Origin of the sequence: Cupriavidus neocaledonicus (genome assembly GCF_000372525.1) — a bacterium.
GTDB lineage: Bacteria > Pseudomonadota > Gammaproteobacteria > Burkholderiales > Burkholderiaceae > Cupriavidus > Cupriavidus neocaledonicus.
Window position 1 is genome coordinate 1 of record NZ_AQUR01000091.1, and the last position, 16,014, is coordinate 16,014.

The 16,014-nt window shown below is 68.2% G+C and carries 12 protein-coding genes; 6 read left to right on the forward strand and 6 right to left on the reverse strand.

Annotation, left to right across the window (positions count from 1 at the left end):
* The 4 genes from prpC to A3AG_RS0111925 all read left to right on the forward strand — a co-directional run.
* The coding region (prpC, locus tag A3AG_RS0111910) for a bifunctional 2-methylcitrate synthase/citrate synthase (protein WP_018005618.1) at nucleotides 1-1,123 on the forward strand (1,123 nt) is incomplete at its 5' end.
* Between the two features lie 123 nt (nucleotides 1,124-1,246).
* A complete protein-coding gene (gene acnD / locus A3AG_RS0111915) occupies nucleotides 1,247-3,859 on the forward strand; it encodes a Fe/S-dependent 2-methylisocitrate dehydratase AcnD (RefSeq protein WP_018005619.1) in 2,613 nt (870 codons plus the stop codon).
* A 145-nt stretch (nucleotides 3,860-4,004) separates the two neighbouring features.
* Nucleotides 4,005-5,195 (forward strand): 2-methylaconitate cis-trans isomerase PrpF, encoded by a 1,191-nt coding sequence (prpF, locus tag A3AG_RS0111920; RefSeq protein WP_018005620.1) that lies wholly within the window; start codon nucleotides 4,005-4,007, stop codon nucleotides 5,193-5,195.
* Between the two features lie 296 nt (nucleotides 5,196-5,491).
* Nucleotides 5,492-6,616, forward strand: a complete 1,125-nt coding sequence (locus A3AG_RS0111925) for an asparaginase (protein ID WP_018005621.1) — start codon at nucleotides 5,492-5,494, stop codon at nucleotides 6,614-6,616.
* 225 nt (nucleotides 6,617-6,841) lie between these two features.
* Here A3AG_RS0111925 and A3AG_RS0111930 read toward each other — a convergent pair whose 3' ends face one another.
* The gene (locus A3AG_RS0111930; RefSeq protein WP_018005622.1) at nucleotides 6,842-7,315 is read right to left on the reverse strand and encodes a PaaI family thioesterase; all 474 of its coding nucleotides are present in this window, start codon (nucleotides 7,313-7,315) and stop codon (nucleotides 6,842-6,844) included.
* Nucleotides 7,316-7,480: 165 nt separating this feature from the next.
* Between A3AG_RS0111930 and A3AG_RS0111935 the strand changes: the two genes are divergently transcribed.
* On the forward strand, nucleotides 7,481-7,732 hold the full coding sequence (locus A3AG_RS0111935; protein WP_026164130.1) for a DUF1289 domain-containing protein: 252 nt from the start codon (nucleotides 7,481-7,483) through the stop codon (nucleotides 7,730-7,732).
* Nucleotides 7,733-7,753: 21 nt separating this feature from the next.
* Here A3AG_RS0111935 and A3AG_RS0111940 read toward each other — a convergent pair whose 3' ends face one another.
* The 4 genes from A3AG_RS0111940 to A3AG_RS0111955 form a co-directional block, all read right to left on the reverse strand.
* Nucleotides 7,754-8,473, reverse strand: coding sequence for an MOSC domain-containing protein (locus A3AG_RS0111940; protein ID WP_018005624.1), 720 nt, complete (start codon nucleotides 8,471-8,473; stop codon nucleotides 7,754-7,756).
* Complete coding sequence (locus tag A3AG_RS0111945) at nucleotides 8,470-9,177, reverse strand: glutamine amidotransferase (protein ID WP_018005625.1); 708 nt, start codon at nucleotides 9,175-9,177, stop codon at nucleotides 8,470-8,472. Before A3AG_RS0111945 ends, A3AG_RS0111940 begins: the two co-directional genes overlap by 4 nt.
* A gap of 131 nt (nucleotides 9,178-9,308) precedes the next feature.
* Nucleotides 9,309-11,768, reverse strand: coding sequence for a penicillin acylase family protein (locus A3AG_RS0111950; RefSeq protein ID WP_018005626.1), 2,460 nt, complete (start codon nucleotides 11,766-11,768; stop codon nucleotides 9,309-9,311).
* Nucleotides 11,769-11,911: 143 nt separating this feature from the next.
* Nucleotides 11,912-13,345 (reverse strand): aldehyde dehydrogenase family protein, encoded by a 1,434-nt coding sequence (locus A3AG_RS0111955; protein WP_018005627.1) that lies wholly within the window; start codon nucleotides 13,343-13,345, stop codon nucleotides 11,912-11,914.
* Nucleotides 13,346-13,591: 246 nt separating this feature from the next.
* On the opposite strand from A3AG_RS0111955, the gene A3AG_RS0111960 reads away from it, so the two are divergent.
* A complete protein-coding gene (locus tag A3AG_RS0111960) occupies nucleotides 13,592-14,194 on the forward strand; it encodes a hypothetical protein (RefSeq protein ID WP_018005628.1) in 603 nt (200 codons plus the stop codon).
* 66 nt (nucleotides 14,195-14,260) lie between these two features.
* Here the strand turns inward: A3AG_RS0111960 and A3AG_RS0111965 are convergent, their stop codons facing one another.
* On the reverse strand, nucleotides 14,261-15,883 hold the full coding sequence (locus A3AG_RS0111965) for an ABC-F family ATPase (protein WP_018005629.1): 1,623 nt from the start codon (nucleotides 15,881-15,883) through the stop codon (nucleotides 14,261-14,263).
* Nucleotides 15,884-16,014: the final 131 nt, after the last annotated feature.

Consider the following 16,014-nt stretch of genomic DNA (forward strand, 5'->3'; position numbering starts at 1 on the left):
CAAGAAATCCGTCGCGCTGTCGGGCGTGACCGCCGGCAACACCGCGCTGTGCACCGTCGGCCGCACCGGCAACGACCTGCACTACCGCGGCTACGACATCCTCGANATCGCCGAGACCTGCGAATTCGAGGAAATCGCCCACCTGCTGGTGCACGGCAAGCTGCCGACCAAATCCGAGCTGGCCGCCTACAAGGCCAAGCTCAAGAGCCTGCGCGGCCTGCCCGCCAACGTCAAGGCGGCGCTCGAATGGGTGCCCGCCAGCGCGCACCCGATGGACGTGATGCGCACCGGCGTGTCGGTGCTGGGCACGGTGCTGCCGGAGAAGGAAGACCACAACACCCCGGGCGCGCGCGATATCGCCGACCGCCTGATGGCCAGCCTGGGCTCGATGCTGCTGTACTGGTACCACTACAGCCACAACGGCCGCCGCATCGAGGTGGAAACCGACGACGACTCGATCGGCGGCCACTTCCTGCACCTGCTGCACGGCGAGAAGCCGTCGGCGCTGTGGGAGCGCGCCATGAACACCTCGCTCAACCTGTACGCCGAGCACGAGTTCAACGCCTCGACCTTCACCGCGCGCGTGATCGCCGGCACCGGTTCCGACATGTACTCGTCGATCGCCGGCGCGATCGGCGCGCTGCGCGGCCCCAAGCACGGCGGCGCCAACGAGGTCGCGTTCGAGATCCAGAAGCGCTACGACAACCCGGACGAGGCCCAGGCCGACATCACCCGCCGCGTCGAGAACAAGGAAGTCGTGATCGGCTTCGGCCACCCGGTGTACACCACCGGCGACCCGCGCAACCAGGTGATCAAGGAAGTGGCGAAGAAGCTGTCGAAGGACGCCGGCTCGATGAAGATGTTCGACATTGCCGAGCGGCTGGAAACCGTGATGTGGGACATCAAGAAGATGTTCCCCAACCTGGACTGGTTCAGTGCGGTCAGCTACCACATGATGGGCGTGCCCACCGCGATGTTCACGCCGCTGTTCGTGATCTCGCGCACCTCGGGCTGGGCCGCGCACATCATCGAGCAGCGCATCGACAACAAGATCATCCGCCCCAGCGCCAACTACACCGGGCCGGAGAACCTGAAGTTCGTGCCGATCAAGGATCGCAAGTAAGACCGGCTGCCGGATTGCCCCGCGTCGGGTTGCATTGAATCCGAGCCTGTGGGCAAAGGGGTAGCTGGTCGCTGACACAGGGCCACTACCCCTTTTTCATACCTATATCGATTTCCCTACACCATGAATTCTGCAAACCGCAAACCGCTACCGGGCACCAAGCTGGATTACTTCGACGCGCGCGCCGCCGTCGAGGCGATCCAGCCGGGTGCCTACGACAAGCTGCCGTACACGTCGCGCGTGCTGGCAGAAAACCTGGTGCGCCGCTGCGATCCCGCCACGCTGACGGATTCGCTGAAGCAGCTGATCGAGCGCAAGCGCGACCTCGACTTCCCGTGGTTCCCGGCGCGCGTGGTGTGCCACGACATCCTCGGCCAGACCGCGCTGGTGGACCTGGCCGGCCTGCGCGACGCCATTGCCGACCAGGGCGGCGACCCCGCCAAGGTCAACCCGGTGGTGCCGGTGCAGCTGATCGTCGACCACTCGCTGGCAGTGGAATGCGGCGGCTTCGATCCCGATGCCTTCGCCAAGAACCGCGCCATCGAAGACCGCCGCAACGAAGACCGTTTCCATTTCATCGACTGGACCAAGAAGGCGTTCAAGAACGTCGACGTGATCCCGCCGGGCAACGGCATCATGCACCAGATCAACCTGGAGAAGATGTCGCCGGTGATCCACGCTGACAATGGCGTGGCCTACCCGGATACCTGCGTCGGCACCGACAGCCACACCCCGCACGTCGATGCGCTGGGCGTGATCGCCATCGGCGTGGGTGGCCTGGAGGCCGAGAACGTGATGCTCGGCCGCGCCTCGTGGATGCGGCTGCCGGATATCGTCGGCGTCGAGCTGACCGGCAAGCGCCAGCCCGGCATCACCGCCACCGACATCGTGCTGGCCCTGACCGAATTCCTGCGCAAGGAAAAAGTGGTCGGCGCGTACCTGGAATTCCGCGGCGAAGGCGCGTCGAGCCTGACGCTCGGCGACCGCGCCACCATCTCCAACATGGCGCCGGAATATGGTGCCACCGCGGCGATGTTCTTCATCGACGAGCAGACCATCGAATACCTGCGCCTGACCGGCCGCACGGACGAGCAGCTCAAGCTGGTCGAGACCTATGCGAAGACCGCCGGCCTGTGGGCGGATTCGCTGCAGAACGCCGAATACGAGCGTGTGCTGAAGTTCGACCTGTCGAGCGTGGTGCGCAACATGGCCGGCCCGTCGAACCCGCACAAGCGCCTGCCGACTTCAGCGCTGGCCGAGCGCGGCATCGCCGTGGACCTGGACAAGGCCCGCGCGCAGGAAGCCGAAGGCCTGATGCCCGATGGCGCGGTGATCATCGCCGCCATCACCAGCTGCACCAACACCAGCAACCCGCGCAACGTGATCGCCGCCGCGCTGCTGGCGCGCAACGCCAACGCGCGCGGCCTGACGCGCAAGCCGTGGGTCAAGTCATCGCTGGCGCCTGGCTCCAAGGCGGTCGAGCTGTACCTCGAAGAAGCCAAGCTGCTGCCCGAGCTGGAAAAGCTCGGCTTCGGCATCGTCGCCTTCGCCTGCACCACCTGCAACGGCATGTCGGGCGCGCTCGACCCGAAGATCCAGCAGGAGATCATCGACCGCGACCTGTACGCCACCGCGGTACTGTCCGGCAACCGCAACTTCGACGGCCGCATCCACCCGTACGCCAAGCAGGCCTTCCTGGCGTCGCCGCCGCTGGTGGTGGCCTACGCCATCGCCGGCACCATCCGCTTCGATATCGAAAAGGATGTGCTGGGCACCGACCAGGACGGCAAGCCGGTCTACCTGAAAGACATCTGGCCGAGCGACGAGGAGATCGACGCCATCGTCAAACAGAGCGTCAAGCCCGAGCAGTTCCGCAAGGTCTACGAGCCGATGTTCGCGCTGACCGCCGACACCGGCGAGAGCGCCGCGCCGCTGTACGACTGGCGTCCGCAGAGCACCTATATCCGCCGCCCGCCGTACTGGGAAGGCGCGCTGGCGGGCGAGCGCACGCTGCAGGGCCTGCGGCCGCTGGCGGTGCTGGGCGACAACATTACCACCGACCACCTGTCGCCGTCCAACGCGATCCTGCTGGACAGCGCGGCCGGCGAGTACCTGGCCAGGATGGGCCTGCCGGAAGAGGACTTCAACTCGTACGCGACGCACCGCGGCGACCACCTGACCGCGCAGCGCGCCACCTTCGCCAACCCGACGCTGATCAATGAAATGGCGGTGGTCGACGGCCAGGTCAGGAAGGGTTCGCTGGCGCGCATCGAGCCGGAAGGCAAGGTGGTGCGCATGTGGGAAGCGATCGAGACCTACATGGAGCGCAAGCAGCCGCTGATCATCATCGCCGGCGCGGACTATGGCCAGGGCTCGTCGCGCGACTGGGCCGCCAAGGGCGTGCGCCTGGCCGGCGTCGAAGCGATCGTCGCCGAAGGTTTCGAGCGCATCCACCGCACCAACCTGATCGGCATGGGCGTGCTGCCGCTGGAGTTCAAGCCGGGCGTGAACCGCCTGACGCTGGGGCTGGACGGCACCGAAACCTATGACGTGATCGGCGAGCGCCAGCCGCGCGCGACGCTGACGCTGGTGGTGCATCGCAAGAACGGCGAGCGCGTGGAAGTGCCGGTGACGTGTCGTCTCGACAGCGACGAGGAAGTGTCGATCTACGAGGCCGGCGGTGTGCTGCAGCGGTTTGCGCAGGACTTCCTGGAGTCGAGCAAGGCGGCGGCGTAAGCTCGGGCTGCTGCCGAAGCCGGTGGCGTACTTCCCTCTTCCGCTTGCGGGAGAGGGAAGCAAACAAGCGCCGGGCTCTGCTTCCCCGCAAATTGATTCCTAAGCGGTCACCAGGCCCACAGGCCTAACCACGACATTCATTCCCATGGCCCACGTACCCCAGATCAAGATCCCCGCCACCTACATCCGTGGCGGCACCAGCAAGGGCGTGTTCTTCCGCCTGCAAGACCTGCCCGAGCGCGCCCGGGTGCCCGGCCCCGCGCGCGACGCGCTGTTGCTGCGCGTGATCGGCAGCCCCGATCCCTATGGCAAGCAGATCGACGGCATGGGCGCGGCCACCTCCAGCACCAGCAAGACCGTGATCCTGTCGAAGAGCACGCGTCCGGACCACGATGTCGACTACCTGTTCGGCCAGGTCTCGATCGACCAGCCCTTTGTCGACTGGAGCGGCAACTGCGGCAACCTGTCGGCCGCGGTCGGCCCGTTCGCGATCAGCGCCGGCCTGGTCGACCCGGCCCGCATCCCGCACAACGGCGTGGCCGTGGTGCGCATCTGGCAGGCCAATATCGGCAAGACCATCATTGGCCACGTGCCCATCACCAATGGCGAAGTGCAGGAAACCGGCGACTTCGAGCTCGACGGCGTAACCTTTCCGGCCGCCGAAGTGCAGCTCGAGTTCATGGATCCCGCGGCCGAGGAAGAAGGCGCAGGCGGTGCGATGTTCCCGACCGGCAACGTGGTCGACGACCTGGAAGTGCCGGGCATCGGCACGCTCAAGGCCACCATGATCAACGCCGGCATCCCGACCATCTTCGTCAACGCGGAGAGCATCGGCTACACCGGCACCGAGCTGCAGGACGCGATCAACAGCGACACCAGGGCGCTGGCGATGTTCGAGACCATCCGCGCCCACGGCGCGCTGCGCATGGGGCTGATCAAGGACATCGACGAGGCGGCCCGGCGCCAGCACACGCCCAAGGTCGCGTTCGTGGCCAGGCCGGTGGACTACACCGCCTCCAGCGGCAAGCAGGTGGCCGCGGCCGACGTGGACCTGCTGGTGCGCGCGCTGTCGATGGGCAAGCTGCACCACGCCATGATGGGCACGGCCGCGGTGGCCATTGGCACCGCGGCGGCCATCCCCGGCACGCTGGTCAACCTGGCCGCCGGCGGCGGCGAGCGCAACGCGGTCCGGTTCGGGCATCCGTCCGGCACGCTGCGCGTCGGCGCCGAAGCGCAGCGGGTCGACGGTGAATGGGTGGTCAAAAAGGCCATCATGAGCCGCAGCGCGCGCGTGCTGATGGAAGGCTGGGTGCGCGTGCCGGGCGACGCGTTCTGAGCCGGGTGCAAGCGGAAAGGCCGGTGCCGGCGAGGTCCGGCCGGCCCGGCGAAGTATGCGCCTGACGTTATGGCGAAGGCAGTTTTATGCCGAATCGGCATAACCCTTGCACTGCTCTTCCACCGCGAATTTCTCCTCACGTATAGTCTCTGCCGCTGCCTGAGCCGGAGGCCTGCATCACAGGTCCCGGCACCGGCAGCCACCGACTGAACACGGACGGCACCATCCCACCCATAAGGTATGTCGTGCCGCTTCCAGTACGGGCCACACGTTCGTATAGATACCCGAGGAGAACCATGAAACATTCCGCCCGCGTCACCACGCTGGCCGCTGCCCTGCTGTCGGCGAGCCTGATCACCGGCGCTGCCCACGCCCAGCTCGCGCCCGCGGCGCAGCCTGCCGCCGCCGCTGCCACGGCCCCGGCCGAAGCGCGCAAGGCCAACATCGTCATCATCGGCACCGGCGGCACCATTGCCGGCGCCGGCGCGGCGGCGACCAACACCGCCGCCTACCAGTCCGCCGTGGTCCCGGTCGACAAGATCATCGCCTCGGTGCCGGAGATCTCCAAGGTCGCCAACGTCAAGGGCGAGCAGATCTTCCAGATCGGCTCGGAAAGCTTCAACAACGAACGCCTGCTCAAGCTGGCCAAGCGCGTGTCGGAACTGCTCAAGCAGCCTGACGTCGACGGCATCGTGATCACGCACGGCACCGACACCATCGAGGAAACGGCCTACTTCCTCAACCTGACGCTGAAGAGCGACAAGCCGGTGGTGGTGGTCGGCTCGATGCGCCCCGGCACCGCGCTGGGCGCCGATGGCGCGCTGAACCTCTACGACGCCGTGCTGGTCGCCTCCAACCCCGCTTCCAAGGGCAAGGGCACGCTCGCGGTGCTGAACGACGAGATCCACACCGGCCGCGACGTTTCCAAGACCAACACCTTCAAGACCGAGACCTTCCGCTCGCCGTTCGGCCCGCTCGGCTACGTGGTCGAAGGCCGCACCCTGTTCTACCGCCTGCCGGCGCGTCCGCACACGCTGCAGACGCAGTGGGACATCGACAAGATCGACAAGCTGCCCGAGGTGGCCGTGGTCTATGCCTACGGCAACGCCAACCCGGCCGCGGTCGACGCCGCGGTGAAGAGCGGCGCCAAGGCCATCATCTACGCCGCCACCGGCAACGGCAGCGTCGGCGACTACATGGTCGAGCCGCTCAAGGCCGCGCGCGCCAAGGGCGTGCACATCGTGCGCGCGTCGCGCACCGGCAGCGGCGTGGTGGTGCGCAACGCCGAGCAGCCGGACGACAAGTACGACTGGATCGTCACCGACGACCAGCTGCCGCAGAAGGCGCGCATCCTGATGGCGCTGGCGCTGACGCAGACCAACGACACCAAGGCGCTGCAGCAGGTGTTCTGGAAGTACTGACCCAGGGCAGCACCGATGCGCGCGCCGCGCAGGGTTCACCCGGCGGCGCGCGCCCCCGCCGTCATCGGCCGGGCCACTGCGCCCCATGCTTCATAGCCTCCGCTAGGCCGTGCACACCATGCTGTTGACCGGTCGCGCCAGTGCAACTGGCGCGCGTGGGGGTGAAAGCGAAAGCTTGGCGGTTAATTGCGTTAATAGAAGCGTACAGCGCGCGCCGGCGCTCCTTCAGAACATGGCGCTGCTCATCAGGGCCCTGGCGACCAGCACGCCCTCGTCCGGCGCTTGCGCGTACACCGAGACATCCGTCACCACCTGCCGGCGGCCCCGTCGGGCCACCGACGCCACCGCCCGCAGCGCGGCCCCTTGTGCCGGCGCCAGGTACTGGATCGACAGCGAACCGGTGGCGCCGCCTTTCACCTCGTCGGCATTGGCGCCCGACGCCGCCGCGGCCGCGCCGGCGATATCGATCAGCGTCGCAATGACACCGCCGTGGACGATGCTGCCGTGGGTCACGTTGGTCGGCAGGAATGGCATCTCCAGCTCGACATGGTCCGGTGCCAGGCTGGCCAGCCGCACGCCGAGGGCGCGCGCGACGGGAGAACCCAGCAGCACGTTGTCGACCATGGCGCGCATGCGCGGGTCGACGCCGGCGGGACGGCGGTCGTGGGAAAGAGGCACGGCGGCGATGATCTGGGGCATGGCTGCACTCCGGTGAAGGTTCGAGGCTTGAGGCAGCGTAACGGCGGCGGCCTCGCGGCTCAATGACCTCCGAGGTAATCCCGGCCCCGCGGCACGGCCTTGGCGGGCCGCGCCTGCGCACCCGATATAATGGGCGGCCGTTTCACGCTCCACCTTGCCGCCACCATGCCGTCACCTCTCGAATCCGCCCCGCTGCGCCCCCAACCGGACCACGGCACCACGGATTCCACGCTGTCCGAGCGCCCGGACAGCCCCTGCATCGGCATCTGCTCGACCCTGTTCGACGAGGTGTGCCAGGGCTGCGGCCGCACCGCGGCCGAGGTCAGCAACTGGGTCTTTTTCAGCGACGAGGAAAAACAGCAGGTGTGGGAACGCATCACGCGCGAAGGCACCGGCAAGCGTTTCCGCCAGGGCTGAGGCGCCCTCACCCGCAGCCGGTCATTCGCCGGACAGGCGCCGCTCCATCGCTTCGACTTCGCGCCGCTCCAGCCGCTGCCGCGCCAGCTTGCGCCAGTTCTCGGCCAGCGGTGCCAGCGCCGCCATTGCTTCCAGCGCGGCATAGTCGAGCCGGTCGACATACAGCAGTTGCAGCAGACGGTGCAGCGACCAGCCGGGACAGGGCCGCGCCACCAGTTCCAGCATATCGCCCACGGCCACGTCGCCGGTTTCCAGCACGCGGTAGTACCAGCCCGTGCGCAGGCTCTGCTGCACGGCGCGCGACATGCCCGCATAGCCGAAGCGGTGATTGAGCTTCCAGCACGGCTGGCGCGCCTGCGACACCTCGACCAGCGCCGTGCCCAGGCGGAACTGGTCGCCGATGCAGACGTCTGCCTCGGTCAGGCCCGTGGTGCTCAGGTTCTCGCCGAAGGCGCCAGGCGAGTCGAGGACGCCGTCGGCCGGCGCCCCCTGTTCCCGCAGAGCCAGGCGCCACGCCGGGTAGTGGTCGAAGGCATAGTGGTGCAGCGCCTTTTCCGGGCCTCCGTGGTGGCGCGGATCGCCCTGCCCGTCTCCCTCGAGCCCGGTCGCGGTCACGCGCAGGCGCGCGCGCGTTGTGGCCTTGGCAATGCCGCTGGGTACGCCCTTGGGTCCGAACGGGCGCACGGCGCCGGTCAGCACCGCAGCGACCGGCACGCGCAGCATGGATGACGGCTGGCTCATAGTCCGGCCTGCTCCAGCCAGCGCGCGAACATGCGTTCTCCCGCCGCCGCCACGGTAGCGCCGACTTGCGCGGTGCGCGCGCGGATAGTGCGCGGATCGATGCCGGCCTTGCCCAGTTCGACGGTATGGCCGATCAGCCAGGCCTCGATATCACGCGGCATGACCTCGGGGTGGAACTGCAGTGCCAGCACCTGGTCGCCGATGGCATAGGCCTGGTTCGGTACCGCCGAGGTCGAGGCCAGCAGCTGCGCGCCGGCGGGCAGGTCGAAGGTGTCGCCGTGCCAGTGCAGGACTTCCCATTGGGCCGCGGCCAGTTCGGCCAGCGCCGCATCGTGTCCGGCCGGCGTCGGCGCGATGGGCGCCCAGCCGATCTCGCGCGGGCCGGGGTAGACCCTGGCGCCGGCGGCGCGCGCGATCAGCTGCGCGCCCAGGCAAATACCGATGATCTTGCCGCCAGCCGCCAGGCGCTGGCGGATCAGCGCGATTTCCGCCTCCAGCCACGGATAGGCGTCGGTCTCGTAGACGCCGATGGGGCCACCGAGCACCAGCAGCAGGTCGGCCGGCTCGCTGGCGATGGGGCCAAGGTCGTCGACGCCGGCCTGGAACACCCGCAGCGTGTGCCCGCGCGCGCGCAGGGCGTTGCCGATCACGCCCGCGTGCTCGAAGGCGACGTGCTGGATCACATGGGTGGTACGCGTTGTCATCAGGGGCTCCTGCCGGGAGTGAGGGAGAGAAAGGCCCTCATGTTAGCGCCTGTCGCCAACTCCCGGCGGACGACCCAGGCATGACCTCGCCAGTTTGAGAACCTTCCCGGCGCGGCATGCCATGGGCCGCGCTATTTTGTCGCAGGCGCCAGCACCAGGGCGTCCGCCGCGCCGGGCGTGCCCTGGGCCGCCGCCGGCGGCATGGTGATGTATTCCACTGCCGCCCACTTGCCGGTCCAGTTGCGGTAGCGCGGCAGCAGCGCATTGCCGGACTGCCCGGTGGAGTCCATGAAGCGCGACGCCGCCAGGTCGGACAGGTCGTAGAGCGCACGCACGCTGGCCGCATGGGTGTTTTCGAACGGCGCCTTGTCGTCGCGCAGGTTGTGCCGGCCGACGTTGACGGTGTAGGTGTCGCCGCCGGTCGGCACGCGCAGGTTGAACAGCGGCGCCAGGTAGCCGACCTTGCCGAACGGCCGGTGCTCCAGCCGTGCCGCGTGCGCCTCGCCCCAGCGCCAGCGCGCGGGGTCGTCGCCATAGCGGCGCGACAGGTCCGCCACGGCCTGGGTCCAGGCGTCGGCCACGGCATCGTCGCAGCTCTCGGCCGGGCTGGTATGGGGGCGGTCGCACCAGAACGCGCCCAGCTGGCGCGGATCGCGCAGGATGTTCAGCATGGGCTGCTGCACGTTGCGCTGGTCCCACAGGCGCACGAAGATTGCCTCGCCGGTTTTCTCCTCGAACAGCCGGCGCGACAGCTCGCGCAGCCATGCGGTGACCACCAGCGGCTCGGCGCGCGCGGGATCCATGGTGCCGTCCCACTGGCGCAATGCCTGCAGCAAGGCGCGTTCGCGCGCCGGGCGCGCGGCGTCGTTGCTGACCGGCGCGGCCAGCAGCAGCGGCAGAACATCGCGCACCGCCAGCGAGACCACGTCCTTCTGGATCGCGGCAAAGCTGTCGAAGGTATGCTTGGGCGTGGCCGCCAGCAGCGTGCGGATGCGGTCGAAGCGATACGGCACCGTCCACTCGCTGGTGATGAAGTACGGATAGTCGGGCGCGACGATGCGCTGGTTGGCCGTCACGATCACGCCCCCGGCGGGGTTGTACTGGTGCGGCAGCGCCTCGAACGGGATAAAGCCGGTCCAGTCGTAGCGCGCGTCCCAGCCCGGCGCCGGGGCCAGTCCCTTGAGGTCGTTGTCGGCGCGGCGCAGCGGCACGCGGCCGGGCGCGTAGAAGCCGATGTTGCCGTCGACGTCGGCATAGACGATGTTCTGCTGCGGCGAGTGGAAATCGCGCAGCGCGGCGGTGAAGCTGTTCCAGTCGCGCGCCTGGTTCAGCCGCAGCCCGGCGAGGAAGGTACGATCATCCGGGCGCAGCGCGGTCCACTGGAACGCCACCACGTATTGCGCGCCGAGCGGCGCCGCGGCGCTGGCAAGCGACTCGGCCACGTCGGAAATCACCGGGCCGTGGCGCGTGCTGCGGACCTTCAGCGTCACGTCGGCGGCGCCCTTGACGCGGATGGTCTCGGTGCGGGTCTCGAACGCGGCCCAGCCCTGCGGCGTCTGGTACTGGGTGTCGTTGCCCGGACGCACGCGCTCGAGATACAGGTCCTGCACGTCCGGCGCGGTATTGGTCAGCCCCCAAGCGATGCGGTCGTTGTGGCCCAGCACCACCAGCGGCATGCCGGGCAGCGTGGCGCCGGCCACCTCCAGCCCGGGCGCGCTCAGGCGCGCGAAGTACCACAGCGCCGGCGCCTGCAGCCCCAGGTGCGGGTCGTTGGCCAGCATCGGCTTGCCCGATCGGGTGTGCGCGCCAGACACCACCCAGTTGTTCGAGCCCATGCCCTCGACATGGCCCGGCGGCGCCTGGTCGCCGACGCTGGCCATCGCGCTCGCCAGCGGCGCCAGCTTCCGGTACAGATGCCCGTAATCCATGGTGCGTACCGGCTGCTCGCCCGGATACGGCGCCAGCAGTTCGCTGATGCGGGCCACCGGCAGCACCTGCGCCAGCCGCATGCGCAGCGTCTCCTGGGTCCAGTTGCCGCCCAGGTCCCATGCCATCATGGTCTGCCAGCCCAGCGTGTCGGCCGGTTCCCAGCGTTCGGGCCGGGTCCGCAGCAGCAGGAACTCCGGCGGCAGCGGGCCCTGGCGCTGGTCGATCCATGCATTGACGCCGTCGGCATAGGCCTGCAATGCCGCGCGCGCCTCGGGCGACGCCTGCGCGAGGATGGCCTCGGCGTTGCGCCGCACGCCCAGCGTGCGCAGGAACTTGTCGTTATCGACGGCGGACGGGCCCAGGATTTCCGCGAGGCGTCCCGCGACGATGCGCTTGTTCATCTGCATCTGCCACAGCCGGTCCTGCGCGTGCACGTAGCCCAGCGCGAACCACGCATCGGCCTTGCTGGCGGCGCGGATATGCGGCACGCCATGGCCGTCGCGCACTACCGTGACCGGTGCGCGCAATCCCGCCAGCACCGCCTTGCCCGACACCGGCGGCTGTGCGGCGTGGCGATACCAGACCAACGCGCCCGCGGCGCCGGCCACCGCCAGCCCCAGCAGCACCGCCAGCCACCTGGCCAGCCGACCGAACCCGCGCATCGTTGCTCCCCCCTTTGTCGTTGTCATGTTGTTCCGCGCACTGTCGCGCATTATCCGCGCATTCGCCCCGTATTCCGCGCACGAAAAAATGCCCGGACCAGCCGGGCATTGCCACGCTCCTGTGCTGCCTCTGCGCGCGCCCGTCAGGCGGCGGACTTCTTTAGCTGCAGCGCCTTGTACTCGAGGAATTCCTCCAGCCCGTACTTGCCAGCTTCGCGGCCGTTGCCGGACTGCTTGTAGCCGCCGAACGGCGCCTGCATGTTGAACGGCCCGCCGTTGATATCGACCTGCCCGGTGCGGATGCGGCGCGCCACGCGGATCGCGCGCGCCTCGTCGCCGGACCAGACGCCGCCGCCCAGGCCATAGATGCTGTCGTTGGCGATGCGCACCGCGTCTTCCTCGGTGTCATAGCAGATGATCGACAGCACCGGCCCGAAGATCTCTTCCTGCGCCACGGTCGCGCGCGGCTCGACGTTGCCGAGCACGGTCGGCTTGACGTAAAAGCCCTGGTCCAGCCCTTCAGGGGTCTCGGGGCCGCCGGCCACCAGCTCGGCGCCCTCTTCCAGCCCGCGGCGGATATAGCCGGTCACGCGTTCCTTCTGCACCGCGGAAATCAGCGGGCCCAGCTTGCTGGTTTCCTGCAGCGGATCGCCCACGGTAAAGCCGGCGACCACCTGCTGCGCAATCGCCTTGACCTCGTCATAGCGGGCGCGCGGCACCAGCATGCGGGTGTGCGCCGAGCAGGTCTGGCCAGAGTTGAGGAAGCAGGCATTGATGGTGCCCTTGACCGCCGACGGCAGGTCGGCATCGTCCAGGATCACCGAGGCCGACTTGCCGCCCAGTTCCAGCGCCACGCGCTTGACGGTCTGCGCCGCCAGCTCGGACACGCGCTTGCCGGCGCGGGTGGAGCCGGTGAACGACACCATGTCGACTTCAGGATGGCTGGCCAGCACCTCGCCCACTACCGGGCCGTAGCCGGTCACCAGGTTGAACACGCCCGGCGGCAGCCCAGCGGCCTCGATCACCTCGGCCAGCACGAAGGCATTGAGCGGCGCCACCTCGGACGGCTTGAGCACCACGGTGCAGCCCGCCGCCAGCGCCGGCGCCACCTTCAGCGTGATCTGGTTGAGCGGATAGTTCCACGGCGTGATCGCGCCGACCACGCCCACCGGCTCGCGCACCACCAGCGAATTGCCGACTTCTTCCTCGAAGCGGAACCCCTCCAGCAGCCTGGCGGCCTGGCCCCAGTTGTAGACCGGGCCGCCGACCTGGATCGCGCGCGCCAGCTTGATCGGCATGCCGACTTCGCCGGCGATCAGCTGCGCCAGTTCTTCGCTGCGCGCCTTCAGCCCTTCGGCGATCTTGGCGATATAGCCGGCCCGCACGGCCGGCGGTGTGGCCGACCAGCCGTCGAAGGCCGCGCGCGCGGCCTGGATGGCGTCTTCGGCGTCGCGCGCCGAGCCTTCGGGAATGGTCCCCATCACCGCTTCGGTGGCGGAATGGATGACGTCGATCTTGCCGGTGCCGTGGGGCGCGACCCACTTGCCGTTAATGAAGAGTTTGTCTCGTTGTTGCATGGCCACAGTTCTCGGTTTGGTGAATTGGCGATTGCAATTTTTTGTTACTTTTATGGTGCACGCACATTGTAGAGCGGATTCCGGCCCATGTTATGGCGCGGGGGGAAATGGCGGCGGCTGCGCCTGCCGCTGCGCACAAGAACCTGGCGATAACCGGCCGCGGGTTGCAGACGGGAGACTCGCGACGCCTGGACGGGACAGACCCGCCGCGGCGCGCGCACATAACAAGACGAAAGGGGGCAAGGCATGGTCGATCCGATCTACCGCAAGACCGAGGCCGGGCAGGACGAAATCCGCAGCCGCGCGCGCAAGCTGGACCACAAGCTGCGCGCGCTGCTGCTGATGGTCAACGGCGAGCGCCGCGAGCAGGCATTGCTGGCGCAGGTCGCGGGCATGGGGATCGGCGCGGAGGCCATGGCAACGCTGCTGGCGCAGGGACTGGTCGAAGCCGTTGCCGAGCCGGCACAGCCGCGCGCCGCCGCGCCACAAGAACCGGCGCGTGCCGCGCCGCCAGCTGCCGACACCAACCTGTTCTCGGTCTACGCGATGCGCCATGTGCCGGTGGCCGAGGTAGCGGCACCGCCACACACCAGTGCAACCGCGGCCCACGCGCCCGCCGAGATCCAGGCATACCAGCGCCTCTACCATTTCTATACCGACGTGATCGGGCAGCATCTCGGCCTGCGCGGCTACATGCTGCAGGTGAAGGTGGAAAGGGCCGCCGACCTGCCCGCGCTGATGGCGCTGCGCGAACCGCTGCACGCGGCGCTGCGCAAGGCCCGGGGCGACCTCACCGCGCGCGCCATCATGGCGCAGCTGGACCAGGTCCGCGACGGCAGCGCCGCCTGACACGCCGTTGCGGACAACAAAAAGGCCGCCCGGAGGCGGCCTTCAGCATGCACCCGGCTGCGGCGCTCAGCCGTCGATCCCCTGCGACTGCAGGTACTCGTCGTACGTGCCCAGGTAGTCGGTCAGCGTGCCGTCGGTGCGCACTTCGATGATGCGCGTGGCCAGGCCGCTGACGAACTCGCGGTCGTGCGAGACGAAGATCAGCGTGCCCTGGAACTTGTCGAGCGCGATCTGCATCGACTCGATCGATTCCATGTCCATGTGGTTGGTCGGCTCGTCCAGCGCCAGCACGTTGTGGCGGCCCAGCATCAGCTTGCCCCAGATCATGCGGCCCTTCTCGCCGCCGGACAGCACCTTGACGTTCTTCTTGATGTCGTCGGCCGAGAACAGCAGGCGGCCCAGCGTGCCGCGCAGCGAGGTCTCGTCGTCGCCGGCCTGCGTCCACTGGCTCATCCAGTCCATCACGTCGCGGTCTTCCGGGAACTCCTCGTAGGTGTCCTGCGGCATGTAGCCGACGTTGGCATTCTCGGCCCACTTGACCGTGCCGCGGTCGACCTCGACGCCGCGCTGCACGCCGGTCTGCACCGCGCCGTTCAGCAGGCTGCGCAGCAGCGTGGTCTTGCCCGCGCCGTTCTCGCCGATGATCGCCACGCGCTCGCCGGCCTGGATCGCCAGCGACAGGTTATTGATGATCTTGCGGTCGTAGCTCTTGGTGATGCCTTCGACCTCGACCGCCAGGTTGTGCAGCTTCTTCTCGAACTCGAAGCGGATGAACGGGTTCTGGCGCGACGACGGCTTGATGTCCTCGACCTTGATCTTCTCGATCTGCTTGGCGCGCGAGGTCGCCTGGCGGGCCTTGGACTTGTTGGCCGAGAAGCGGCGCACGAAGTCCTGCAGTTCGCTGATGCGCTCCTTGGCGCGCGCGTTGGCGGCCATCTGGCGCTCGCGGGCCTGCATCGACGCTTCCATGTATTCGTCGTAGTTGCCCGGGTAGACCTTGAGCGTGCCGTAGTCCATGTCGGCCATGTGGGTGCAGACCGAGTTCAGGAAGTGGCGATCGTGCGAGATGATGATCATGGTGGAGTTGCGCTCGTTGAGCACGGTCTCCAGCCAGCGGATCGTGTTGATGTCCAGGTTGTTGGTGGGCTCGTCCAGCAGCAGCACGTCCGGGTTCGAGAACAGTGCCTGCGCCAGCAGCACGCGCAGCTTCCAGCCCGGCGCGACGTCGCTCATCGGGCCCTGGTGCTGCGCGGTGGGGATGCCCACGCCCAGCAGCAGTTCGCCGGCGCGCGCCTCGGCGGTGTAGCCGTCGTATTCGGCGTACTTGGCCTCCAGCTCGGCGGCCTTCATGTAGTCTTCGTCGGTCGCTTCCGGATTGGCGTAGATGGCGTCGCGCTCCTGCGCGGCGGCCCACATCTCGGTGTGGCCCATCATCACCACATCCAGCACGCGCATGTCTTCATAGGCGAACTGGTCCTGGCGCAGCTTGCCCAGGCGGATGCCCGGCTCCAGCATGACGTTGCCCGACGACGGCTCGAGGTCGCCGCCCAGGATCTTCATGAAGGTGGACTTGCCGCAGCCGTTCGCGCCGATCAGGCCGTAGCGGTTGCCCTCGCCGAACTTGACCGAGATATTCTCGAACAACGGCTTGGGGCCGAACTGCATGGTGATGTTTGCGGTAGAAAGCACGTCTGGAACCTTGTCTGGAGATTGTGGCGCCGCCATCGCCGGCGCTGCGGCACGGGCCACGCCGGGTTCATGCGAGAACCCGGCAGGAAATCAGGAAATAACCGCGCATTCTATCATCCGGACGCATTCCT

What these genes read in the sequence shown, in the direction of transcription:
- acnD (WP_018005619.1), top strand. Translation starts at nt 1,247, where the DNA reads ATGAATTCTGCAAACCGCAAACCGCTACCGGGCACCAAGCTGGATTAC.
- prpF (WP_018005620.1), top strand. Translation starts at nt 4,005, where the DNA reads ATGGCCCACGTACCCCAGATCAAGATCCCCGCCACCTACATCCGTGGC.
- A3AG_RS0111925 (WP_018005621.1), top strand. Translation starts at nt 5,492, where the DNA reads ATGAAACATTCCGCCCGCGTCACCACGCTGGCCGCTGCCCTGCTGTCG.
- A3AG_RS0111930 (WP_018005622.1), bottom strand. Translation starts at nt 7,315, where the DNA reads ATGCCCCAGATCATCGCCGCCGTGCCTCTTTCCCACGACCGCCGTCCC.
- A3AG_RS0111935 (WP_026164130.1), top strand. Translation starts at nt 7,481, where the DNA reads ATGCCGTCACCTCTCGAATCCGCCCCGCTGCGCCCCCAACCGGACCAC.
- A3AG_RS0111940 (WP_018005624.1), bottom strand. Translation starts at nt 8,473, where the DNA reads ATGAGCCAGCCGTCATCCATGCTGCGCGTGCCGGTCGCTGCGGTGCTG.
- A3AG_RS0111945 (WP_018005625.1), bottom strand. Translation starts at nt 9,177, where the DNA reads ATGACAACGCGTACCACCCATGTGATCCAGCACGTCGCCTTCGAGCAC.
- A3AG_RS0111950 (WP_018005626.1), bottom strand. Translation starts at nt 11,768, where the DNA reads ATGCGCGGGTTCGGTCGGCTGGCCAGGTGGCTGGCGGTGCTGCTGGGG.
- A3AG_RS0111955 (WP_018005627.1), bottom strand. Translation starts at nt 13,345, where the DNA reads ATGCAACAACGAGACAAACTCTTCATTAACGGCAAGTGGGTCGCGCCC.
- A3AG_RS0111960 (WP_018005628.1), top strand. Translation starts at nt 13,592, where the DNA reads ATGGTCGATCCGATCTACCGCAAGACCGAGGCCGGGCAGGACGAAATC.